Source organism: Cupriavidus sp. FW305-27, from assembly GCF_058787995.1.
This window is the reverse complement of sequence record NZ_JBYTAG010000049.1, coordinates 1-22,597: the sequence shown is the minus strand read 5'-3', so window position 1 is coordinate 22,597 and position 22,597 is coordinate 1. Positions and strand designations below refer to the sequence as shown.

Genomic DNA, 22,597 nt, shown 5'->3' with positions numbered 1-22,597 from the left:
GCCATGACTGCACGCCGGCCGCCCCGCAGCGTGGTTGCGGATATCGCTCCTGCCAGCGACGGCCCGCCGCCGGCACCCGAGCCGCTGGTCACACGCTACCTGGACTGGCTGCGCGGCAGCCGCAAGCTGGCCGAGCACACGCTGACCAGCTACAGCCGCGACCTGCGCGTGCTGCAGGGGCACGCGGCGCGTTATGCACCCGGCGTGGCCCTGCTGGCACTGCAGACCCACCATATCCGCAACTTTGCCGCGCGGCTGCATGGCGCCGGGCTGGTCGGCACCAGCATCGCGCGCACCTTGTCGGCCTGGCGCGGTTTCTTCCAGTGGGCGGCGCGCCACGGCCATGGCGTCACGGTGAACCCGGTCGACGGCGTGCGCGCGCCGCGCTCTGGCCACGCACTGCCCAAGGCCTTGTCGGTCGAACATGCGGTGGCACTGGTCGCGCATCCTGCCGGCACGGATGCCCAGGCACTGCGCGACCAAGCGGTCCATGAGCTGTTCTATTCAAGCGGGCTGCGGCTGTCCGAGCTGGTGCAGCTGGACCTGCGCTATGCCGATGCCGACGGCTACCGCTCCAGCGGCTGGCTCGACCTGGCCGGAGCGGAAGTCACCGTGACCGGCAAGGGTTCGCGCCAGCGCTCGGTGCCGGTCGGCAGCAAGGCCATCGAGGCGCTGCGTGCCTGGCTGGCGGTGCGCGACACGCTGCTGCGCCCAGGCGCCTTGCCGGAAGATGCCCACGCCTTGTTCCTCGGCCCGCGCGGGCGGCGCCTGTCGATGCGCACGGTGCAGTTGCGGCTCAAGCAACAGGCGCTGCGCGCCGGCGTGCCGGCCGATGTGCATCCCCATATGCTGAGGCACTCATTTGCCACCCACGTGCTGCAGTCGTCGGGGGACCTGCGCGCGGTGCAGGAGATGCTGGGCCATGCCAGCATTTCGACCACGCAGGTCTATACCGCGCTCGATTTCCAGCATCTGGCGAAGGTCTACGACAAGGCCCATCCGCGGGCCGGCCGGGCGCGCGCCAGGCCGGCGGCGGACGCAGCCGCCGATCCTGCTGACTCCGGCGAAGCGTCGGAAGACTAGTTCACTCCCACTGCGCCAGCACCTCGCGGAAGCGCTCGATCTCGGGCAGCAGCCAGCCGCGGAACGCCTGCACCTTGGGCAGGTTCAATGAGCCCGGGGCGCATACGAAGTACAGCAGCCATGGACAGGGGATGCTGACATCGAACAGCCGCACCACGCGCCCGGCCAGCAGGTCGTTGTAGGCCAGCGAGGAGCGGATCAGCGCAATGCCCTGGCCTTCGGACGCGGCCTGCAGCAGCAGCGAGGAATCTTCCAGCAGCAGGCCCTTGCGCGGCTCGGGCCAGTCCAGCCCGGCGGCCTCGAACCACGGCTTCCACGGATCGCCCTCGCCGCGCAGCAGCGGCAGCCCCGCCATGTCCTGCGGCCGCTCGGGCAGGCGGCCGCCATTGAAGCCGGGGCTGCAGACCGGGAAGAAGACGTCGTCCAGCAGCCGCTCCACATACAGGCCGGGATAGTCGCCGCTGCCCATGCGCAGCGCGATATCGACTTCCTCATGCGCAAAGTTGACCAGCGTGTTCGACGACAGCAGCTCGACATCCAGCTCCGGGTGGCGCTCGATAAAGCTGCCGATGCGCGGCGTCAGCCAGCGCGCGGCAAACGACGGCATGGTGCTGATGGTCAGGCGCTTGTCGCGGTTGCCGGCCTGCAGCGCGCGCGTGGCATCGGCGATCTGCAGCAGCGCGTCACGCACGCGCTCGGCATAGAGGCGCCCCGACGGCGTCAGCGCGACACGCTTGCCGTGGCGCTCGAACAGCGGCATGCCCAGTTCGTCTTCCAGCGCGCGGATCTGGTGGCTGACCGCGCCGTGCGTGACAAACAGCTCCGTGGCCGCGCGCGAAAAGCTCTCGTGCCGCGCCGCGGCCTCGAAGGCGCGCAGCGCGGTCAGCGCCGGCAGGCGCGGCAGCTCGCGGTGCCAGCCGCGCGGCAGGTCCTTTTCCCAGGCGCTCTTCCATGCCATGGTGGTCTCCAGGCGGTCGTGTGTATGTGAGTTTGTCTAACAAGAACAAAGAAAATATATCGTTTTGATAGTGGCCGGGCAATCACTAATATTCCATCACCGGCCCCCGCAGTAGTCATTTACTTCACGGCGATATTCAGAGGATTTAACTGGCCTGGTCCCCTTGCCGGGCCAGTTCCGGTACCCCGCCGCGAATTCGTACTGGGTTTGGCGTATCCCCGCCGAGGCCGGCTGAACGGAGAACCACCATGAAAACCGTGCTCACAACGACCGTGTTCACCCTGAATCCTGGCGAAGTCACCACGCTGTCGGTGCATGCTGCCCAGCGCCTGCATGTCGAAGAGGCCCGCGGCGCTGACGTATGGCTGACCCGCGAGAAAGATTCAGAGGACTACTGGCTGCGTTGTGGCGGCAGCCTGCTGCTGCGCTCGGGTGACGAGGTGGTGCTGAGCGTTGACCCGCGTGCGCTGCACCCGGTGCGCCTCGCCCTGATCGCGGAAGCCCGCCGCCCGGCGCTGGCGCTGGCTGATGTGCCGCACCTGGTATATCGCAGCCTGCGCCGTCTGGTTCGAGGCACGGAGTGGACGCCTAACCAGGACCAGGTCACCGCATCCTGAGGCGAAGGCCGGCGGGGCATCGTCCGCATCACACCGCAGCCGCGGGCATCTGCGCCTGGTCTGGTCGCGTGACGCATCGGACGATTCCCGCCGGACCACGCCCTGAGCGGGCAGCACAAGTGACCGAGGCAGGGCCGGCGCAAGCCGGCCCTTTTCGTTACACTCTCGCCATGCATCCGATTCAAGTCATCGAACGCGGCCGCGAGGACTATCAGCCGTGTTTCGACGCGATGCGCGCCTTCACCGCCGCACGCACGCCCGAGACGCCCGACCAGGTCTGGCTGGTCGAGCATCCGCCGGTCTACACCCTGGGCCAGGCGGGCGACCCCGCGCACCTGCTCGCCCCGGACGACCGGATTCCCGTCGTGCAGATCGATCGTGGCGGGCAGATCACATATCACGGTCCCGGCCAGGTCGTGGCCTATTTGCTGCTCGATCTGCGCCGCCGCCGCCTGATGGTGCGCGAACTGGTGCACGGCATCGAGCAGGCGGTGCTGGACACGCTCGCGGCGTATAATCTCGCAGCCGAACGCAAGCCCGGCGCCCCCGGCATCTATTTGTCCGACGGGCCGCACCAGGGCGCCAAGATTGCCGCGCTCGGCCTCAAGATCCGCAACGGCTGCAGCTACCACGGCGTCAGCCTCAACGTGCAGATGGACCTGTCGCCGTTCCTGCGCATCAATCCCTGCGGCTATGCCGGGCTGGAAACAGTCGACATGGCCAGCGCAGGCGCCACCTTCGCGGCGGCGGATGCCAACGGCGCCCCCTTGCCCGTGACCGCGGCACAACAACCGGAAATCGCACTGCGCCTGGCGGCAGCATTGTGCGAGGTGCTGGCAGCGCACGAAGCCCGCGCGCTGGCTGCCGAAGGAACTGCCGCCCCGGCTGAAGCGAAGCAGCCGGGTGAGACGGCCCTGGCCTCCTAGTCAAAAGCGAAATGCACGCTGAGCGCGTGCGGAGAAATGTATGAGCGACGCCCTGATCGCCACTTCCAGCGAAGCCCCGCAGTCCCCCGCGGAGCAGTATGACCCGACCCGCAAGCAGAAGTCGGCCGACAAGACCGCACGCATCCCCATCAAGATCGTGCCGGCCGAAAAGCTCAAGAAGCCGGACTGGATCCGCGTCAAGGCCGCCACCGGCAGCTCACGCTTCTACGAGATCAAGGACATCTTGCGTGCCAACAACCTGGTGACGGTGTGCGAAGAAGCGAGCTGCCCCAACATCGGTGAATGCTTCGGCAAGGGCACCGCGACCTTCATGATCATGGGCGACAAGTGCACGCGCCGCTGCCCGTTCTGCGACGTCGGCCACGGCCGCCCCGATCCGCTGGATGTGAACGAGCCGGGCAACCTGGCCCGCACCATCGCCCAGCTCAAGCTGAACTACGTCGTGATCACCAGCGTCGACCGCGACGACCTGCGCGACGGCGGCGCCCAGCACTATGTCGACTGCATCTCGCAGACGCGCGAGTTGTCGCCCGCCACGCGCATCGAAGTGCTGGTGCCCGACTTCCGTGGCCGCCTGGACAAGGCGCTGGACATCCTGCAGGCTTGCCCGCCGGACGTGATGAATCACAACATGGAAACCGTGCCGCGGCTGTACAAGCAGGCGCGCCCGGGCGCGGACTATGAGCACTCGCTCAAGCTGCTGCAGGAATTCAAGCGCCGCAACCCCAACGTGCCGACCAAGTCCGGCCTGATGGTGGGCCTGGGCGAGACCGACGAGGAAATCCTCGAAGTCATGCGCGACATGCGCGCCCACGATATCGACATGCTGACCATCGGCCAGTACCTGGCGCCGTCGAACCACCACTTGCCGGTGCTGCGCTACGTGCATCCCGACACCTTCAAGATGTTCGAGGAAGAGGCTTACAAGATGGGCTTCACCCACGCTGCGGTGGGCGCGATGGTGCGCAGTTCGTACCATGCCGACCAGCAGGCGCATCAGGCTGGGTTTGCCTGAACGACAGCGCTGCACACTGATCGAGCAGAGACGGCCGGGATTTCCCGGCCGTTTTTCTTTGGTGCCCGGCCATGGTGCAGCCGGTCGCAGTGGCCCTTGCACCCCTAGGGTCAATCCTGACTGTTTCTCCTCGTCTCATTTCGATATTATGAATTCATCGATAAATTATCGATGAAATACAAACACGTCACATTCCGGCTTGCCTGCCTAAACTGGTAGCAAGTGCGCTACCGGGAATCTCATGAACTGCACCGTCCACCGACTCGCCGAGCAGGCGCTGCTGTACAGCGTGGCTCCCCCCGCATCGCTGGAAGTCCAGCGCCGGATCTGGGCGATGGCTGCCCGGGCCGAGGACTGGCGCGGGGTGGTGGACGTGGTGCCGGGCATGAACAACCTGACCGTGATCTTCGACGGCAGCGCCGATGTGGACGCGCTGGAGCGCAACCTGAAGCTCGCCTGGGCCTCCGGCGAGGCACGCAATGCCACCGGCAAGCTGGTGGAGATCCCGGTGCGCTACGGCGGCGAGCATGGCCCGGACCTGGGCGATGTGGCGGCCCATACCGGGCTGACACCGCGGGAAGTGGTGCGCCGCCATGCTGCCGGCGAGTACGTCGTCTACTTCCTGGGCTTCCAGCCGGGATTTGCCTATATGGGCGGTCTGGCGCCGGAGCTGGCCACGCCGCGCCGGCGTGAGCCGCGGGTGGCGGTGCCGGCCGGGTCGGTCGGCATTGGCGGCGAGCAGACCGGGATCTATCCGGCGGTGCTGCCGGGCGGCTGGCAGCTGATCGGGCGCACCGATGCCGAGCTCTTCGTGGCGGACCGGGATCCGCCGTCCCTGTTTGCGCCCGGCGATACCGTGCGCTTTGTTGCCGAGGAAATCATCGCGTGATCGAAATCATTCGTCCCGGCGCGCTTGCCTCGGTGCAGGACCTGGGCCGTACCGGCTTTCGCCGTTTTGGCGTCGGCCGTTGCGGGGCCATGGACATGCTGGCGGTGGAGGTGGGCAACCGCCTGCTCGGCAATGCGCCGGGCTGTGCCGCCATTGAATTCACGCTGGGCCGAGCCGCGCTGCGCTTCCATGCCGATATGCGCGTGGCGCTGGCTGGTGCCGAATGCGGCGCCAACCTGGACGGCGTGCCGGTGTGGTCGTGGCATGCCTTTGACGTGCACAAGGGCGAGACGCTGACGCTGCCGTCGACGCGCGGCGGCACGCGCGTGTACCTGTGCGTGGCGGGCGGCATCGAGGTCGAGCCGGTGATGGGCTCGCGCAGCACCGACCTGAAGTCAGGCTTTGGCGGTCTGGGCGGGCGCGCGCTGCAGGAAGGCGACCGCCTGACGGCGGGGCGCCCGGGGCTGGCGGCCGAGACCGACTGGATCGGCGTGCAGGCGCCGGCGTGGGCGCTGCCTGCCAGCATCGCGGGCAAGGCCACGCCGGTCCGGATGCTGCCGGGGCCTGAATATGAAGACTTCGACGCGGCCTCGCGGGCCGCGCTGTGGCAGGCCGACTGGACCGTCACGCCCAACAGCAACCGCATGGGGCTGCGCCTGAACGGGCCCGCGCTGGCGCGGCGCGCCGAGCGCAGCGCCGACTTGCTGTCGCATGGCGTGGTGCCGGGCGTGATGCAGGTGCCGCCGGGCGGCCAGCCGATCGCGCTGATGGCCGATGCGCAGACCACTGGCGGCTACCCCAAGATCGGCGTGGTGATCGGTGCGGACCTGTGGCGGCTGGCGCAGGTGCCGCTGGGTGCGCCGGTGCGTTTCGTGCAGGTGACGCTGGCGCAGGCAGAGGCGGCGCAGGCCGAGCTGGAGCGCTACCTGCGCCAGATCGACCAGGCGCTGCGGTGGCAGGGCGATGGCATGCCCATCGCCGCGCGGCGGCGCGCAAGCACGCGCGTGGCGGCATAGGCGCGCACGCGCAACATCAATCGGGCGACGCAGTGCGCCGCACAGGAGAATGGCAATGCAGATCGATTTGAACGCTGACCTTGGCGAAGGCTGTGCCAACGACGAGGCGCTGCTGGCGCTGATCAGTTCGGCCAATATCGCATGCGGCTGGCACGCGGGCGACGCGGCCACCATGGTGCAGACGGTGAAGTGGGCGCTGGAGCGCGGCGTGGCGATCGGGGCGCACCCGAGCTACCCGGACCGCGAGAACTTCGGCCGCACCGAGATGCAGCGCGACCCGGAACACGTCTACGCCGACGTGCTGTACCAGATCGGAGCGCTCGACGCGATCGTGCGCGCGCAGGGCGGCGAGCTGCATCACGTCAAGCCGCATGGCGCGCTGTACAACCAGGCCGTGCGCGATCCGGCGCTGGCCCGCGCCATCGTGCGCGCGGTGCGCGACTTCGATGCCGACCTGGTGTTCTTCGGCCTGGCCGGCAGCCAGATGATCGATATCGCCAGGGAGGCCGGCCTGCGCGTCAAGCAGGAGGTCTTTGCCGACCGCGGCTACAACCCCGACGGCACGCTGGTCAAGCGCGGCTCGCCGGGCGCGCTGCACGAGGACGAGGAAGTCGCCCTGAACCAGACCCTGACCATGGTGCGCGAGAAACGCGTGCGCGCCATCGACGGCACCTGGGTACCGATTCAAGCCGAAACCGTGTGTCTGCACGGCGACGGCGCCCACGCGCTGGCCTTTGCGCGGCGCATCCGGGAACGGCTGGGCGCGGAAGGCATCGCGGTCCGCGCCGGCGACTGAGCACTCCGTCTCAACCGCCAGCATCCACTGCGGCCGGCGCTGTCGTGCGCTGACACGGCTGCCGTCCGCTCGCTTCCGTCACACTCGTTTGGTGTCTCTTATGGAACAGGCAGTCAATCTCTGGCCCCTTGTCGGGGTCGGCGTCATCATTGTCGGCTTCGTGCTGCGCTTCAATCCCATGCTGGTGGTGGTGCTCGCCGCGCTGGCCACGGGGCTGGCCGCGCCGATGCCGCTGATGCAGATCTTCTCGGCGATCGGCACCGCCTTCGTCAAGGCGCGCAACCTGCCGCTGATCATCCTGCTGCCGCTGGCCGTGATCGGCCTGCTGGAGCGGCACGGGCTGCGCGAACATGCGCAGGCATGGATCGCGCGCATTGCCTCGGCCACGGTTGGCCGCCTGCTGATCGTCTACCTGGGCGTGCGCGAGCTGACCGCCGCGATCGGCCTGACCAGCCTGGGCGGGCACCCGCAGATGGTGCGCCCGCTGCTGGCGCCGATGGCCGAGGGCGCGGCCGAGAACCGCTTCGGCCACCTGCCCGAGCCGGTGCGCCAGCGCGTGCTGGCGTTCTGCGCCGCCACCGACAATGTCGGCCTGTTCTTTGGCGAGGACATCTTCGTGGCCTTCGGCGCGATCGCGCTGATGCACACCTTCCTGCTGTCGTCGAACATCGACGTTGAGCCGCTGCATATTGCCGTGTGGGGCATCCCCACCGCGATCTGCGCCTTCCTGATCCACGCCGTCCGCCTGAAGCGCCTGGACCGCTGGCTCGAGCGCGAACTGGGCGGCAAGGCCGCCGCGGCCGCCGTACCTGCCAAGAGCGCAGAGTAAGGAGCCCGCCATGATCATTTCCATCGAATATCTCTACTGGCTCGCGGGCCTGGTGCTGGCGATCACCGCGCTGATGACCTTCGCCGACCGCGAGCATCCGCGCCGCCTCAGCACCGGCCTGTTCTGGCTGCTGTACGCGATCGTATTCCTGATTGGCGACCGGCTGCCGCCGGCCGCGGTCGGCATCGGCGCGGTGGTGATGGCGCTGATTGCGGGCTTCGGCGGCGTCGGCCACGGCAAGCACCACAGCCTGCCCGAGGAAGAACGCCGCGCCAGCGCGCGCCGCCTGGGCAACAGGCTGTTCATCCCGGCGCTGCTGATCCCGCTGGTGACCGTGATCGGCACCATGCTGTTCAAGGACGTCAAGATCGCCGGCGTGCCGCTGCTCGATCCCAAGAACGTGACCTTTGTCTCGCTGGGGATCGGCTGCCTGATCTCGCTGGCGGTGGTGTGCTGGCTCACGCGCGACACCGTGGCGCAGGGCCTGCGCGAGTCGCGCCGGCTGACCGAGTCGCTGGGCTGGGCGCTGGTGCTGCCGCAGATGCTGGCGATGCTGGGCCTGGTGTTCGCCGACGCGGGCGTGGGCAAGGCGGTGGCGCACCTGTCCACCGCCTATATCAACATGGACTACAAGCTGGTGGCGGTGGCGGTCTATTGCGTGGGCATGGCGCTGTTCACCGTGATCATGGGCAACGGCTTCGCGGCCTTCCCGGTGATGACCGGCGGCGTGGGCGTGCCGATCCTGGTCGGCATGTTCGGCGGCAATCCGGCGGTGATGGCGGCGATCGGCATGTTCTCGGGCTATTGCGGCACGCTGATGACGCCGATGGCGGCCAACTTCAATATCGTGCCGGCGGCGCTGCTGGAACTCGACGACAAGAACGCCGTGATCCGCGCGCAGGTGCCGACCGCGCTGGCGATCCTGGTGGCCAATATCGCGCTGCTGTACTTCCTGATGTAACTGCGGAGCCTCGCCATGCGTACCGTGCTGCTGACCGGCTTCGAGCCGTTCGAGAATGAACCGATCAATCCCTCATGGGAGGCAGTGCGCGCGCTCGACGGCGAGCGCGTGGGCGACGCGGTGATCGTGGCGCGGCAGCTGCCGTGCGTGTTCGGCGCGGCGATCGATACCATCGGCGAGCTGGTCGACGTGCTGCGGCCCGCGCTGGTGATTGCCGTGGGCCAGGCCGGCGGGCGCGCCGAGATGTCGGTGGAGCGCGTGGCGATCAATGTCGACGATGCGCGCATTGCCGACAACGCCGGCGCCCAGCCGATCGATACCGCCATCGTCGCGGGCGGCCCGGCCGCCTACTTTGCCACGCTGCCGATCAAGGCGATGGTGCGCGACATGCGCGCGGCGGGCGTGCCGGCCTCGGTGTCGCAGACCGCCGGCACCTTCGTCTGCAACCATGTCTTCTACGGGTTGATGCACCGGCTGTCGCAGCAGCCGGATGGCGACGTGCGCGGCGGCTTTATCCATATCCCCTACCTGCCCGAGCAGGCGGCGCGCCATCCGGGCCAGCCCAGCCTGGCGCAGGAAACGCTGGTGAAGGGATTGCGCGCGGCGGTGGCGACGGCGTTGTCGACCCGCGCCGATGTGCGCGAGCAAGGCGGGCAGTTGCACTAGGCCCCGTCAGCGCTATTCCTGCGTACCGGCCGCGGCCGCCTCACGGCGCGCCGCGGCTTTTTTCCTGGCATGGCGGCGCAGGCTGACCTGTTCGAAGCGCCAGATCACATAGCAGAACGCCAGGAACGGCCACAGCCAGCCCAGCCATTGCGCCAGGCTGTTGAAGTGGATGAAGCGGCCCATGCGCCAGCCTTGCTCCGAGATCCACGCATAGGGGTTGGATGGCAGCACATTGGTCAGCACCACCAGCACGATCAGTGCCACCATTGCCAGCACCGCGCGCAGCCAGCGCGGCAGGTACAGCAGCAGCGCCAGCACCAGCGAACTGGTCAGCAAGGCAAAGCGCCCGCCCTCGGACAGCCAGACAAAAGCGCTCTCGGACGGAAACTGCAGTTCGGCCGCGGTAGCCTTGAGCAGCAGCGCGGCCGCCAGCAGGCCGGCCAGTATGCGCAGCATCGGCGCGCTGCGGCGCATCGCGATCGAGGCGAACAGGCCGGTGCCGACCCAGCTGCTGGCGGTCACCAGCGATTCCAGCAACTGCTGGCTCTGCATGTCCTCGGGCCGCAGGCCGAAATGGTCCTGCCAGGCCTCAAGCTGCGGGAACACCATCTGCAGCGCCTGCATCGGCCAGGACTCCGGGTCGGTCAGCCATTCGCGCACGATGCCGCCCATGCCGAACAGGTGCTCTTGCGGAAACACCTGCGCAAACGGCCACAGCAGCAGCAGGATGATGGCAAAGCTGGCGTGCGGCTCGAACCACGCATGGCGCAGGCGCGTCAGGCGCCCGTCGTCGATCAGGGCCCGGGTGAACGGCGCCACCACCGCGCCGCCCAGCAGCGCGCCCAGCGCATTGGTGATCAGGTCGATATTGGAAGAGATGCGGCTTGGCAGCCAGGTCTGGAAGGCCTCCATGCAGGCCGCCAGCAGCGTCCCGGCCACAAGCGCCACCAGCGTGGCGCGCCCGCCCGACATGCGCGGATGCAGCGACAGCACCACCAGCGCACCGAACGGGAAGTACCCCAGCACATTGGTCAGCAGGTCGAAGTCGGTGATGTAGCGCGGCTTGGGCGCGCTCAGGAAGGCAAACGGCGAAACGCCGTTGTCGACCCAGCCCGAGAACGGGTACAGGCTGGCGTACACGACCAGCAGCGTGAAGCAAATCAGCCCCACTCGGGCCAGCGGCGAGTGCTGCGGGCCGGTGGCTTCCGGCGTTGGCTGAGCCGCCGGGGGCGGCGCGGAGGGCGGCGGGGGAGCCGGCTCCATGGCATTTCTCCTTGCGTGTCTACTTTAGCTGCAGCGTGCCGATCCAGTCGAGCAGCGCCGCGATCACCGCGTCGCTGGCCTCGGCCAGGGCCTTCACGCCGCCGGCGCCATCGGCGCTGGCAGCGGGCCGGCGTGCCTCGAAGGTCTGCTGGCCGAGCATGCCATGCTGGAACACCGTGGCGCGCAGCCGCACCACGCCTGCGCTGGTGGTGGCGCTGTCGAACACCTGGTCGAACTCGATCAGGTCCACCTTCAGCGCCGGCACGCTGCTGTCGCCGAACCAGCTCAGCGTGCCGCGCGCGGCCACGGCCTCGCGCAGCCGCTCGTCGAACAGGCGCGTGGGCGACATCACCCAGCGCTGCGTGGCGTAGGCCTGCAGGCGCTGCGCCTGCGCATACTGCAGCCGGTAGAAGAGGGCGTTGCCATCCAGCCAGTTGGGCCCATCGGTCTGCGCCACGCGCAGTTTGGGCAGCCGCGCCGGCGCAGGGTTCCCGTTGCCGGGGGTGGTGGCGGCCGGCGGGCCGAGGTCGTAGGTGACGGTGGGGTCGTTGCCGCGCGTCAGCGCGCAGCCTGACAGCGCCAGCCCCGCGGCGGCCAGCAGCAGGGCGGCCTGGAGGCGGGAGATCGCGGATCGGAGCAAGCGTGGCATCTCGGTCGCAGGGTTCACGGCGGTATCTCGCGGTTGGCGGTATCGGGTGAGGGGCGGCATGCGGGCCGCGCTACGGCGCGCTGAAGCCCGGCTCGCCCGGACCCGGCGCGGGCGCGGGCGCGCCGAACAGCACGCTGCTCGGGCTTTCGTTGAACTGGCCGGCGGCGCGCTCGAAGGTGCGCGCGGTCTGGCGCGCGTCGCGGGCCAGGCCATTGAGCTGCGGCAGGGTCTCTTCGCTGAAGGTGCCCGCCGCGGACTGCACCGACGAGGCCGCGCCCTGCAGGTCGCGCCCGACGCTGTCGACGGTGCGCATCACTGTGCCGTTGGGGTTGGCCAGCTCCTGCGTCAGGCGCCGGGTCGATTCCAGCGTGGCGTTCAGGTTCTCGGTCACCTTCGGCAGCCGGTTGGCGGCCGGGCCCAGCGAATCGGACAACCGCGAGTAGTCCTCGGCGGTCTTGCGCACCGAGCGGATCGCGGCCATCAGCTCGGCGCGGTTGGCGCCCTGGAACATGTCGTTGAGCGAGGCCATCATCGTCTCGACCTGTGTCAGCAGCGAATCGCCGCGTTTTTCCAGCTCTTCGAAGAAGCCGGGGCGCATGGCGATGCGGGCCACCGCCTTGGGCGAGGTCGGCAGCGGCGGCGAGGCCGTGGTGCCGTCGTGCGTAGCGCTGTCGTCCAGCTGCACGTAGGCGATTCCGGTCACGCCCTGGAAGCCCAGCGTGCCATAGGTGGTGCGCGTGATCGGCGTGTCCTTGTTGACGTTGACGCGCACAATGATCTGGCCCGGCACCTGCGGGTCGAACTTGATCGACTCGACCTTGCCCACCGCAAGCCCGCGGTATTTCACATCGCCCTGCGGCTGCAGGCCGTTGACGGTGGAGCGTGTGATCAGGTCATACGGCACGCGCACCGCGTGGTCGGTGCTGAACCAGAAGATCGCGAACAGCACCAGCACGGCCAGCCCGATGGTGAACACGCCGGCAAGGAATGCGTGTGACTTGTTTTCCATCATGCTTCTCCAGGGGGCGGCGCATCCGGCTGCGCGTGCGGCGGCAGCGCCTGCATGGCGCGCTGGGCGCGCTCGCCCAGGAAATACTCGCGGATGAAGGGGTGGTCCACCTTCACCACTTCAGGGATCGGCGCCGCGGCGATCACCTTGTGGTCGGCCAGCACCGCGACGCGGTCGGACAACGCCACCAGCGTGTCCAGGTCGTGCGTGATCATCACCACCGTCAGGCCCAGTTCGCGGCGCAGTTCGCGGATCAGCGCCACGTAGTCGTCCGAGGCCATCGGGTCCAGCCCGGCGGTGGGCTCATCCAGGAACAGCAGCTCGGGCTCCAGCGCCAGCGCGCGCGCCAGCGCCACGCGCTTGATCATGCCGCCGGACAGGTCCGACGGCATCTTGTCGGCATCGCGCGCTGATAGCCCCACCAGTTGCAGCTTGAGCAGCGCCGCCTGGCAGATCAGGTTGTCGGGCAGCGCGCGCAGCTCACGCAGCGGCAGCGCGATATTGTCGATCACCGACAGCGCCGAGAACAGTGCGCCGCGCTGGAACTGCAGCCCCCAGCGGTTGCGCAGCGCCTGCAGCTGCGCCGGGCGCAGCCGGGTCGGGTCCTCGCCGAACACCTTGATGCTGCCCGAGGTGGGCCGCTCCAGCCCCACGATCTGGCGCAGCAGCACGGTCTTGCCGCTGCCGGACCCGCCCACGATCGACAGCACCTCGTCGCGGTAGACGTCCAGGTTCACGTGGTCATGCACCATGGCCTTGCCGAAGCGCTTGACCAGGTTGCGCACCTCGATGACCGGGGTGCGGTCCTTTTGGACCTTCCCGTCCTGGGTGGCGGTAGCTGGCGCGGCGCTCACAGGCCCACGTCCTTGAACAGGACGGCGAAGACCGCGTCGGCCAGGATCACGATGGTGATCGCGGTCACCACCGAGGCGGTGGTGCCTTCGCCCAGGCTTTGCGTATTTGGCTTGATGCGCAGCCCGAAGTGGCATGCGGTCAGCGCGATCAGGATGCCGAACACCACGCCCTTGCCCAGCCCCAGCCACAGGTTGGCTACCGGCACCGCATCGGGCAGCTCGCGCAGGAAGAAGGTGGCACTGATGCCCAACTGCATGCGCGCGGCCAGCATGCCACCGGCCAGCGCCATCACGTCGGTCCACGCCACCAGCAGCGGCATGGCGATGGCCAGCGCGATCACGCGCGGCATGATCAGCCGGAAGCCGTGCGAGATGCCCATCACGCGCATCGCGTCGAGCTCCTCGGTCACGCGCATCACGCCGATCTGCGCGGTGATGGCCGAACCCGAGCGCCCCGCGATCAGGATCGCCGCCAGCACCGGGCCCAGCTCGCGGATCACCGCCATGCCCAGGATGTTGACGATAAAGGTGCTGGCGCCGAAAGTGCGCAGCTGGTTGGCCGACAGGTAGGACAGCACGATGCCGATCAGGAAGCCGACCAGCGCGGTGATGCCCAGCGCCTTGTAGCCCACGTTGTAGATATTGGCCGAGATCTCGCGCCATGGGCCGCGCTGCGGCACACCCGCAAAGCGCAGCAGATCGAAGGCCAGCTGGCCCAGCATGGTGATGCCGCTGCGCAGCTGCGCGCCGAACGACAGCACGTTGGCGCCGAACAGCGTGATCGGGTTGAAGCGGTCCACCATGTGCTTCTTCCACCCCTCGTTCTGCACCGCGGCGATGCGCTCGAACACGCGGCGCTGGCCCTCGCTGGCATCGAGCCGCTGCGGCAGCGCGCCGTTCCAGGCCTGCCACAGCAGTTGCCCGCCGATATGGTCCAGCCGCTCGACGCCGGCCAGCGACCACTGCGCGCTGTCTGGCGCCTGCGCCAGCTCATGCAGCTGCGCGCGCAGTTGCCGCGCCTGGTGGCAGCCGGCCAGGGCGAGCGCGGTCCAGTCGCCACGCAGCGCTACGCTGACGGTTCCGTCCCCGCGCGTGATATGGAAGTCTGGCGTCGTCTGGCGTTCCAAGGGCATGCGATGTGATGGCCGAGTCTCGATTCTAAGCCACCCGCCCCGCTGGCGCGACCGCGCCGTGCCGAGGCGGCGGCGCGGCTACAATGCGGCATCTGCCGCAGGCACCCGGGCCGCACCCCGTCCCCGCCTGTGTTTTCTACGATCGCCATCGATCCCAACCCTTTGCCGCGCATGTCCGCCGTTCCTCCGACTCCATCCGACCCTTCCGCCCCATCCGGCGCCAACTGGCGCATTGATGCCGGCGCGCTGCGCGGCATGCTGTCGCCCGCGCTGAGCGACTGGACGCTGGAGCTGGTGGAGGAAACCGGCTCCACCAATGCCGACCTGACCGCGGCCTGCCGCCAGGCGCCGTGGACCGACGCCGCCAGGCTGCGCCTGGCTTACCGCCAGACCGCCGGGCGCGGGCGCCAGGGCCGGCCGTGGCAGGGGCAGGCAGGCATGACCTTCTCGGTGGCACTGCCACTGGCGCTGGCGCCGGCGCAACTGAGCGGCCTGAGCCTGGCCGTGGGCCTGGCGCTGGCCGAGGCCCTGGGCGATGTCGATGCGCGACTCGGCGCACGGATCGGGCTGAAATGGCCCAACGACCTCCAGATCGATGGCCGCAAGCTGGCCGGCATCCTGATCGAGTCGGTGCCCGCCGGGCCGCAGCGCGTCTGGGCCGTGATCGGCATCGGCCTGAACCTGGTGCGCGACGCGCAGATGGAAGCGGCGCTGGGCCGCGAGCTGGCTGGCGTGGCCGAGGCCATGCCCGGCTTCGACGCGCAGCGCGATGCCCCGCGCCTGCTGGCCGCGCTGCTGGAACGGCTGGCGGCCATGCGCATCGCGTTCCTGGCGCACGGTTTCGGGCCGATGGCACGGCGCTGGTCCGCGGCCGATGCCTACCGCGACCAGCCGGTGCGGCTGCTGCACGAGGGCAAGGTGATCGCCGAAGGCATGGCGCGCGGCGTCGACGAGGCTGGCCACCTGCTGCTGGAAACGCCGGCGGGGCTTGAGCGCATCGCCAGCGGCGAGCTGTCGCTGCGGCCCGCGCCGGGGCAGGGAGACACCGCATGAGCGCGCCGCTCCTGCTGATCGATATCGGCAATACCCGCCTCAAGTGGGCCTGGTGCGAAGCCGGTGCGGCGCTGCCCGCCACCAGCGCGCTGCCCACGCCGTGGCAGCACGGCGGCGCGGTTACCCATGCCGACGCCGGCGCGCTGCAGGCGCTGGCCGCTGACCTGCGCGCGCTGCGCGGCAGCGGGCCGATGCCGTCGGTGTGGATCAGCAACGTCGCCGGGCCGGTGATCGCGGCCGCCGTGGATGTGGCGCTGGCCGACGCCTTCGGAGGCTGTGCGCCGGTGCAATGGGTGCGCAGCGCCGCCGCGCACGGCAACCTGGCCAACGGCTACCGCGAGCCCACGCAACTGGGCGTGGACCGCTGGGTCGGCGCCATCGGCGCGCACCGCTGGCTGCCGCACGACACACTGCTGGTGGTGACCGCGGGCACGGCCACCACGCTGGATATCGTCACGGCCGCGGCGGATGGCAGCGCGCGCTTCGAGGGCGGCCTGATCCTGCCCGGGCTGGCGCTGATGCTGGGCACGCTGGCGCGCAACACCGCGCAGTTGCCGGCGCTGGACGTGGACGATGCCGGCACCGTGGCCGGCGCGCACCTGCGCTGGGCCGACAATACGCACGACGCCATTGCCGCGGGCTGCCTGGCCGCGCAGGCCGGCGCCATCGAACGCACCTGGCGTGTGCTGGGCGAGCGCGGGCCGGGCCCCGTGCGCTGCCTGCTGTCCGGCGGTGCCCGCGGCGCGCTGGCAGGCGCGCTCGCCGTGCCGTTCGAGATGCACGATAATCTGGTGCTGCTCGGCCTGCACGCGATGGCGATGGCATCGGCCGGCGACTAGCGCGCAGCGCAACTTCTCACAGCCTCAATCCGCCCCGACCCATGACCGCCCCAGGCCAGCCCGCCCGGCCACGCTCGCCGCGCATCGTCCCGCTGTTGCTGCTGCTCGCCAATGCCGTGCTGCTGGGGGCGGTGCTCGGGGTGTTCGGCGCGAACCCGCTGGCCGGCTGGTTTGAAACCCCGCGTGAACCGCAACGGCTGCAGCAGCAAGTTCGTGGGGAGCGGATGCGGGTGCAGGCGCCGGCGTCGGCACCGGCGGCGGGTGCCGCACCGCGCAGCGCGCTGCCGTCCGCCACGCTGGCGGCAGCTTGCGTCGAGATCGGTGGCTTCAGCGCCCAGGCGGCGCGCCGCGCCACTGAAGACCTGGCCGCCGCCGCGCTGCGCGTGGAAGCGTTCGCGCGGCAGGAACAGGTGCGCTGGTGGGTCCATCTGCCCGCGCAGCCCACGCGCGAGCATGCCGAGCGCAAGCTGGCCGAACTGCGCCGGCGCAATGTGACCGAGTACTCGCTGGTGACCGCTGGCACGCCCGAGGCCCCCACCTATACGGTGTCGCTGGGCCTCTTCCGCGAGCGCGAGCGTGCCGAGCAATATCTCGATACCCTGCGCGGCTACGGCGTGCGTACCGCCATGCTGACCGAGGCCGCGCGGCCGCTCACGCGGCAGTGGCTGCGCGTGCGCGATGCCGACCACGCGGCGCGTGCCCGGCTCGAGGCCATGCGCCAGCGCTACGGCGCCGAGGACGTGCTGGCCTGCTCCTGAGCGCCCTGGGCTGCCTTAGCTGCCCTGGCGCACCCTGGTCAGCAGCTTGGTGGTCGAGCGGTCGTGCAGGAAGGGGATGGCGTAGGCCTGCCCGCCCCAGCTGCGCACCAGCCGGGTTTCTTCCAGCGTGTCGATGTCGTAGTCGCCGCCCTTGACGTAGATGTCGGGGCGCACCAGGCGGATCAGTTCCACCGGGGTCTGTTCGCGGAACATCGCCACCAGGTCGACCGACTCCAGCGCGGCCAGCAGCGCCATGCGGTCCGATTCATGGTTCAGCGGACGGTCGTCGCCCTTGCCCAGCATCTTTACGGAAGCATCGCTGTTGACGCCAACCACCAGGCTTGCGCCCAGTGCGCGCGCCTGTGCCAGGTAGGTGGCATGGCCGCGGTGCAGGATGTCGAAGACGCCATTGGTGAACACCAGCGGGCGCGGCAAGGCGGCGATGCGCGCGGCCAGCGCGGCGGGGGTGTCAGGCAGGGTCAGCTTGGATTCGAAAGCGGGTACGGACATGGGGTCGGCATCGGAAAGTGGAGGCTGGCCCCTGGTCGGAGCCGGCGTGCTTGCCCGAGATGGTACCCCTTCTTGGGATCCCCGCCGGCGGCGGGGTCCTGGTTACCCCGTCACGCACAGCCTCATGGCCGCGTCGTTGGCGACATCCCTGGCTGCCGGATCGGAGACCGGCCGGGCCTGCTGCACCGACGCGGTGGCAATGCCGCGCAAGGCGCCCTGCAGCGCCTGCCGCACGGCGTCGATATGCGCGGCCTGCGCGTTGCTGCCAGCTGCGGCTGGCGCTAATTCCGATATTATCGGAATTGCTAGGCATTACACCACGAATTAAATGAATTCGTAATGCTGGATTTACATCGAATTGATGGCCGGGGTAATTGAGGCGTGATTTAAATATTCTATTTCCGGATATAAATCTATTCGACAAACGGACGCCAGGCGTGGGTTTGCCGCCGCCGCGCGAGAGCGCGGCAGTGCGCGGGACGGGAATGGAATGATGTAGTAACCGGTTACTACCTGCGTGGCAACTCGCTCGTTTATCATGCCAGGCGCTCGAATTTCCGGGACAAGGAAATCAGCATCGCAGAATACCCGCCACAGCCGGACCAGGTCCGGTGCGCCGCCGCGGGTCGCATTTGTCGGGAATGCGTCAAGGCAAAAGAAGGGAAAAGAAAAGCCCCGCTTCGGCGGGGCTTTTTTTCGTGCTGCCGGACTGGCCGCTCAGGCTTGCGCCGGCTGGGCCCCGCCCGAGCCTTGCAGGCTGGCGTTCAGTTCCTTGCGGTAGCGGTTCAGGTCCTGCACGGTTTCGAAGGTGCGTTCGAACAGCAGCGACATGTTGTGCAGAATCCGTTCGATGACCTTCTTCTCCCAGCCTTCGTCAAAGCGGATCTGCTCGTCCAGCCAGTGCTCGAGCCAGTCCGGATCCGGCAGGCGCGACTGCACCGTGTCGTTGGGGAACAGCGCCTTGTTGACGTGCAGGTTGGTCGGGTGCAGCGGCTTCTCGGTGCGGCGGGCCGAGGCCATCAGCACGCCGATCTTGGCAAAGGCGGCGCGCGCGCTGTCGCCGAACTGCGCCAGGTATTTCTTCATGTAGCGCAGGTAGGCGCCGCCATGGCGGGCTTCATCCTGCGACAGGGTGCGGTAGATATGCTTGATCACCGGTTCCGTGTGCCATTCGGCGGCGCGGCGGTACCAGTGGTTCAGGCGGATCTCGCCGCAGAAATGCAGCATCAGGGTTTCCAGCGGCGGGGCCGGGTCGAACTCGAAGCGCACCGCGTGCAGTTCTTCCTCGGTCGGCACCAGGTCCGGGCGGAAGCGGCGCAGGTACTCCATCAGCACCAGCGAGTGCTTCTGTTCCTCAAAGAACCAGATGCTCATGAACGCCGAAAAATCAGAATCGTGGCGGTTGTCGCGCAGGAACATCTCGGTCGCGGGCAGGGCGGACCATTCCGTGATCGCATTCATCCGGATGGTCTTGGCCTGGTCGTCCGTCAGCATGCTGGCGTCAAAGGAGTCCCAGGGGATGTCCTTGTCCATGTGCCAGCGGACGGCTTCCAACGATTTGAACAGTTCGGGGTAGAGCATGGTAAGCCTTTGAAATTACGGGCAGATTCTACCAGATGCGAATTATTCTCTTCTCCTTTTTTAGTCCGGATCGGGGCAAATGCAACGCTTTTTGACGCGGTTTGGCGCAGCCGGCTGCATATTGCGGGCGATCAGCGGAGCGCCGAGGCGTCAATGTGCCAGCCGCGGCGCCTGGCAGGACGCCATGTGCTGGCGGGTGCTCAGGGCGAAAGCGCGCGTTCGTCCACCGGCAGCGCGGCCGGTGGCGTGCCCGGGACGACGCCGAACAGGAACGCCGCCAGCTCGTCCGCCTGGGCCTCGGCATCGCGCTCGCCCAGTGCCATCAGGGCTTGGGTGAAGGCGGGTTCGAACAGCAGGTAGCTGGCGAAGGCGGCGCCGCGCGCCTCGGTGCCGCCCAGTGGCGCCAGCAGGGCGCGCACCGTGCGCGGCAGCTGCTTCTGGTGCTCGGCGGCAATGGCTTCGATCGGCTCGCTGGGGGAGATCGTCATCACCTGCACCGGGCGCCAGCCCTCGCGGTCGCCGGCCAGCTCCGGCATGCGCGCCAGCAGGCGGTTGATATGCAGCAGCCGTTCCAGGTCGGCGTTGAGCCCGTCCAGGAAGATGCTGGCGAGCGCCTGTCCGCCCACCTGCGCCAGCGACGGGTAGCCGCCGGCCGGCATGGTGTCGTACCAGCCCGAGCGCTGGCGCGAGGCCGCGCCGATCGCCAGCACGCGCGACGCGCCCAGGTGGATCGCCGGCGACAGCGGCGACATCTGCCGCATGGTGCCGTCGCCGAACCACTCATGGTGGCCGTCCAGCTCCAGCGGCATGGCCGGGAACAGGAACGGGATCGACGCGGATGCCAGCAGGTGGTCAACCGTGATCGGCGCCGGGATCGCAATGCGCTGGCTGCGGTGCCACGGATGGATGCGGTGGTGCGACTGGTAGAAGGTCACGTGGCGCCCGGTGCTGTAGGACAGCGCGGTGACCGCGAAGGCCTGCAGCGCACCGCTGTCCAGGCTGGCCTGCACGCGCTCGGGCTCGAACAGCTCGCCCAGCATGCTGCCCAGCGGGGTGTTGTCGAACAGGGCACGGGGCGCGCGCCGCTGCGTGGCCCAGCCCAGCGCCAGCGTGGACAGCCAGCGCGCACCCGACACGCCCACGCGCAGCACGTCGGTGCGGTAGACGTCGTCGGCATGGATGCTGTGCCACAGCGCCGCCAGGCTCTGCGTGGCGGCCTGGAAGTCCCCCGCCTGGATTGCCAGCCCGGCGCCGTTGATCGCCCCTGCCGAGGTTCCGGCGATGATGCCGAAGGGCATCGCGCCATGGCCCTTGCCGTGCCGCGCGGCAATGCGCGCCAGCCCGCTCAGCACGCCCGCCTGGTAGGCGGCGCGCGCGCCGCCGCCCATCATGATCAGCGCGGTGGCGGCGGGATTGGGTCCGGATTGCGACGCGGGGTGGGGGGCCGGGAAGGACTCGCGGTGCATTGCGTTGGTGTGGACGATTTGTCGGAGTATCTGGCGGTCAGGCTGCGCTGCTGCCGTTGGCGCCGTTGTTGCCCCCGTTCTTGCCATTGTCCTCGCCGTTGCCGGCGTCCCTGGCCGGTTTTGCCTTGGCCGCCTTTTTGGCCGGCGCCTTCTTTGCCGGCGCTTTCCTGGCGGCGGGCTTGCCCGTGCCGGCGGAGGCGGCCTTGCCAGGCGCGTCCGTCTTCGGTTTTGCAGCCGCCGCTTGCGCTGCGGCGTCGGGGCTGGCTGCGGTGCCGAAGCCGCCCACGCCGCCCATGCCGAACGGGGCGATGCTGGCCGCGGCGGCGCTGCTGGCGATCTGGTTGAACTGCTGTTGCAGCAGGTCCCACCACAGCGCGGCGTTGGGCGGCAAGGCGGAATCGGTGTCGCTTGCCGCAGCTTGCGGGCGCTCGGCGGCAGGCGGCTCTTGTTGCGTGCCGCTGTCGGCATCCGCGCCGGCGTCGCGCTCCGGCGCTGCGGCGCTGGGCGTGTTGGCCGCGCGCGCGACGTTTTCCATGGCGGACTGCATGGCCTCGGGCGACAGCGCGTTGCCGAAGGTCTGCAGCGCCACCAGCGTGGCGCGCTGCACTTCCAGGCCCTGGATGGTGGTGCGCAGCAGGTTGGTGTTCAGTTGCAGCCAGCTCTCCACGGCCTTCAGGTCGGCAATGCGCTTGTCGAGGTCGTCGAGGTCCATCGGCGGCGTCATTGCCTGCAGGCCGGGCATCATGCCGGCGGGCATGCCGCTGCCGCTGCCCCACAGCCGGCGCATGAAGTCGAAGCCGTTGGTGAAATCGGGAATCTGTCCGAACATGGTCGAGCGCTCCGTGTGCGGCGCAGCCCCGGGATTGGCCAGGAGGGCCCGTCGGGCCGGCGGCTGCGTCGTCGTTACCTGAACTGTGGCGGCCGCTTCTGGCGCAGGCTCGCCACGCCTTCGTGCACGTCGGGGCCGGCAAAGCCCATGAATTCAAGCGCCAGCGAGGTGTCGAAGGCGGGGCCGGCCATGCGCAGCCAGTTATTGAGGGCGTACTTGGTCCAGCGGATCGCGGTCTGCGACCCGGCCGCCAGCCGGTTGGCCACCTCGAAGGCGCGCGCCACCAGTTCGTCCTCTTCCACCGCCAGCGAGACCAGGCCGATCCGCTCGGCTTCCTCGCCGCTGACCGACTCGCACAGCATCAGATAGTACTTGGCCTTGGCCATTCCGCACAGCAGCGGCCACACGATCGCGGCATGGTCGCCGGCGGCCACGCCCAGCCGGGTATGGCCGTCGACGATGCGCGCGCTCCTGGCCGCGATCGAGATATCTGCCAGCAGGCCCGCCACCAGCCCGGCGCCGACGGCGGGACCGTGCATGGCTGAGACCACCGGCTTGTCGCAGTTGATGACGTTGTAGACCAGGTCGCGCGCCTCGTGCCAGACGCGGGTGCGGGTCTCGAAGTCGTTGGCCATGTCTTCCACCAGCGCCAGGTCGCCGCCGGCGGAGAAGCCCTTGCCCTCGCCGCGGATCAGCGCCACGCGCACCTCGGGGTCGGCGGATACGTCGCGCCAGATCTCGGCCAGCTCGCGGTGCATGTTGGCGTCCGCCGTGGCCAGCTTCTGGTTGGCCGACTGGGCCGCGCCCATGATGATTTCGAGGATGGGGCCGTGGCGGCGCAGCGTCAGTGCGCGATAGCGCTCGTAGCGGGGGGAG

At 69.0% G+C, this 22,597-nt stretch carries 24 protein-coding genes; 13 read left to right on the top strand and 11 right to left on the bottom strand.

The genetic code is table 11. The features are described from left to right. The first annotated feature begins 3 nt into the window (after positions 1-3). Positions 4-1,083, top strand: a complete 1,080-nt coding sequence (locus AC3WRI_RS22250) for a tyrosine recombinase XerC (protein ID WP_010811485.1) — start codon at positions 4-6, stop codon at positions 1,081-1,083. A gap of 1 nt (position 1,084) precedes the next feature. Here the strand turns inward: AC3WRI_RS22250 and AC3WRI_RS22245 are convergent, their stop codons facing one another. Beyond that, positions 1,085-2,041, bottom strand: a complete 957-nt coding sequence (locus tag AC3WRI_RS22245; protein ID WP_010811486.1) for a transcriptional regulator GcvA — start codon at positions 2,039-2,041, stop codon at positions 1,085-1,087. Between the two features lie 248 nt (positions 2,042-2,289). On the opposite strand from AC3WRI_RS22245, the gene AC3WRI_RS22240 reads away from it, so the two are divergent. From AC3WRI_RS22240 to pcp, 9 genes are all read left to right on the top strand, one after another. Next, positions 2,290-2,658, top strand: coding sequence for a DUF2917 domain-containing protein (locus AC3WRI_RS22240; protein WP_010811487.1), 369 nt, complete (start codon positions 2,290-2,292; stop codon positions 2,656-2,658). Between the two features lie 170 nt (positions 2,659-2,828). Beyond that, the gene (gene lipB / locus AC3WRI_RS22235) at positions 2,829-3,584 is read left to right on the top strand and encodes a lipoyl(octanoyl) transferase LipB (protein ID WP_041687105.1); all 756 of its coding nucleotides are present in this window, start codon (positions 2,829-2,831) and stop codon (positions 3,582-3,584) included. Between the two features lie 40 nt (positions 3,585-3,624). Beyond that, positions 3,625-4,620, top strand: a complete 996-nt coding sequence (lipA, locus tag AC3WRI_RS22230) for a lipoyl synthase (protein ID WP_010811489.1) — start codon at positions 3,625-3,627, stop codon at positions 4,618-4,620. A gap of 241 nt (positions 4,621-4,861) precedes the next feature. Beyond that, entirely contained in the window at positions 4,862-5,509 is a 648-nt protein-coding gene (pxpB, locus tag AC3WRI_RS22225) for a 5-oxoprolinase subunit PxpB (RefSeq protein WP_010811490.1), read from the top strand. Further along, entirely contained in the window at positions 5,506-6,525 is a 1,020-nt protein-coding gene (locus tag AC3WRI_RS22220; protein WP_011614361.1) for a 5-oxoprolinase subunit C family protein, read from the top strand. The genes pxpB and AC3WRI_RS22220 overlap by 4 nt, the downstream gene beginning before the upstream one ends. A 55-nt stretch (positions 6,526-6,580) precedes the next feature. Next, on the top strand, positions 6,581-7,321 hold the full coding sequence (gene pxpA, locus AC3WRI_RS22215; protein ID WP_011614362.1) for a 5-oxoprolinase subunit PxpA: 741 nt from the start codon (positions 6,581-6,583) through the stop codon (positions 7,319-7,321). 100 nt (positions 7,322-7,421) lie between these two features. Then, entirely contained in the window at positions 7,422-8,150 is a 729-nt protein-coding gene (locus AC3WRI_RS22210) for a DUF969 domain-containing protein (protein WP_010811493.1), read from the top strand. Between the two features lie 10 nt (positions 8,151-8,160). Beyond that, positions 8,161-9,111 (top strand): DUF979 domain-containing protein, encoded by a 951-nt coding sequence (locus AC3WRI_RS22205; protein ID WP_010811494.1) that lies wholly within the window; start codon positions 8,161-8,163, stop codon positions 9,109-9,111. Between the two features lie 15 nt (positions 9,112-9,126). Next, entirely contained in the window at positions 9,127-9,777 is a 651-nt protein-coding gene (pcp, locus tag AC3WRI_RS22200) for a pyroglutamyl-peptidase I (RefSeq protein ID WP_010811495.1), read from the top strand. A 12-nt stretch (positions 9,778-9,789) separates the two neighbouring features. On the opposite strand, the gene AC3WRI_RS22195 is transcribed toward pcp, so the two are convergent. The 5 genes from AC3WRI_RS22195 to AC3WRI_RS22175 all read right to left on the bottom strand — a co-directional run bounded on the left by AC3WRI_RS22195 (position 9,790) and on the right by AC3WRI_RS22175 (position 14,685). After that, on the bottom strand, positions 9,790-11,040 hold the full coding sequence (locus AC3WRI_RS22195; protein WP_010811496.1) for a VanZ family protein: 1,251 nt from the start codon (positions 11,038-11,040) through the stop codon (positions 9,790-9,792). A gap of 19 nt (positions 11,041-11,059) precedes the next feature. Then, positions 11,060-11,689, bottom strand: a complete 630-nt coding sequence (locus AC3WRI_RS22190) for an ABC-type transport auxiliary lipoprotein family protein (protein ID WP_492294104.1) — start codon at positions 11,687-11,689, stop codon at positions 11,060-11,062. A 70-nt stretch (positions 11,690-11,759) separates the two neighbouring features. Further along, positions 11,760-12,701, bottom strand: a complete 942-nt coding sequence (locus AC3WRI_RS22185) for an MlaD family protein (protein WP_011614365.1) — start codon at positions 12,699-12,701, stop codon at positions 11,760-11,762. Next, entirely contained in the window at positions 12,698-13,552 is an 855-nt protein-coding gene (locus AC3WRI_RS22180; RefSeq protein WP_010811499.1) for an ABC transporter ATP-binding protein, read from the bottom strand. The genes AC3WRI_RS22185 and AC3WRI_RS22180 overlap by 4 nt, the downstream gene beginning before the upstream one ends. Continuing rightward, the gene (locus AC3WRI_RS22175; protein ID WP_011614366.1) at positions 13,549-14,685 is read right to left on the bottom strand and encodes an MlaE family ABC transporter permease; all 1,137 of its coding nucleotides are present in this window, start codon (positions 14,683-14,685) and stop codon (positions 13,549-13,551) included. Before AC3WRI_RS22175 ends, AC3WRI_RS22180 begins: the two co-directional genes overlap by 4 nt. A 171-nt stretch (positions 14,686-14,856) precedes the next feature. On the opposite strand from AC3WRI_RS22175, the gene AC3WRI_RS22170 reads away from it, so the two are divergent. From AC3WRI_RS22170 to AC3WRI_RS22160, 3 genes are read left to right on the top strand one after another with little or no spacing between them, the layout of a single operon-like run. Next, a complete protein-coding gene (locus AC3WRI_RS22170) occupies positions 14,857-15,738 on the top strand; it encodes a biotin--[acetyl-CoA-carboxylase] ligase (RefSeq protein ID WP_037025304.1) in 882 nt (293 codons plus the stop codon). Beyond that, the gene (locus AC3WRI_RS22165; RefSeq protein ID WP_011614368.1) at positions 15,735-16,577 is read left to right on the top strand and encodes a type III pantothenate kinase; all 843 of its coding nucleotides are present in this window, start codon (positions 15,735-15,737) and stop codon (positions 16,575-16,577) included. The genes AC3WRI_RS22170 and AC3WRI_RS22165 overlap by 4 nt, the downstream gene beginning before the upstream one ends. 41 nt (positions 16,578-16,618) lie before the next feature. Then, positions 16,619-17,335 carry an SPOR domain-containing protein gene (locus AC3WRI_RS22160; RefSeq protein WP_010811503.1) on the top strand — a complete coding sequence of 239 codons (717 nt, stop codon included), beginning with the start codon at positions 16,619-16,621 and terminating at the stop codon, positions 17,333-17,335. A 15-nt stretch (positions 17,336-17,350) separates the two neighbouring features. Here AC3WRI_RS22160 and rfaE2 read toward each other — a convergent pair whose 3' ends face one another. The 5 genes from rfaE2 to AC3WRI_RS22135 all read right to left on the bottom strand — a co-directional run. Continuing rightward, complete coding sequence (gene rfaE2, locus AC3WRI_RS22155) at positions 17,351-17,845, bottom strand: D-glycero-beta-D-manno-heptose 1-phosphate adenylyltransferase (protein WP_010811504.1); 495 nt, start codon at positions 17,843-17,845, stop codon at positions 17,351-17,353. A gap of 717 nt (positions 17,846-18,562) precedes the next feature. Next, complete coding sequence (locus AC3WRI_RS22150; protein ID WP_010811505.1) at positions 18,563-19,426, bottom strand: ferritin family protein; 864 nt, start codon at positions 19,424-19,426, stop codon at positions 18,563-18,565. A 200-nt stretch (positions 19,427-19,626) separates the two neighbouring features. Continuing rightward, a complete protein-coding gene (locus AC3WRI_RS22145) occupies positions 19,627-20,892 on the bottom strand; it encodes a patatin-like phospholipase family protein (RefSeq protein ID WP_010811506.1) in 1,266 nt (421 codons plus the stop codon). Positions 20,893-20,929: 37 nt separating this feature from the next. Then, on the bottom strand, positions 20,930-21,721 hold the full coding sequence (gene phaM, locus AC3WRI_RS22140) for a polyhydroxybutyrate granule multifunctional regulator PhaM (protein WP_011614369.1): 792 nt from the start codon (positions 21,719-21,721) through the stop codon (positions 20,930-20,932). Positions 21,722-21,795: 74 nt separating this feature from the next. After that, positions 21,796-22,597, bottom strand: an 802-nt coding sequence (locus tag AC3WRI_RS22135) for an enoyl-CoA hydratase/isomerase family protein (RefSeq protein WP_492294103.1), incomplete at its 5' end; no start/stop codon positions are given.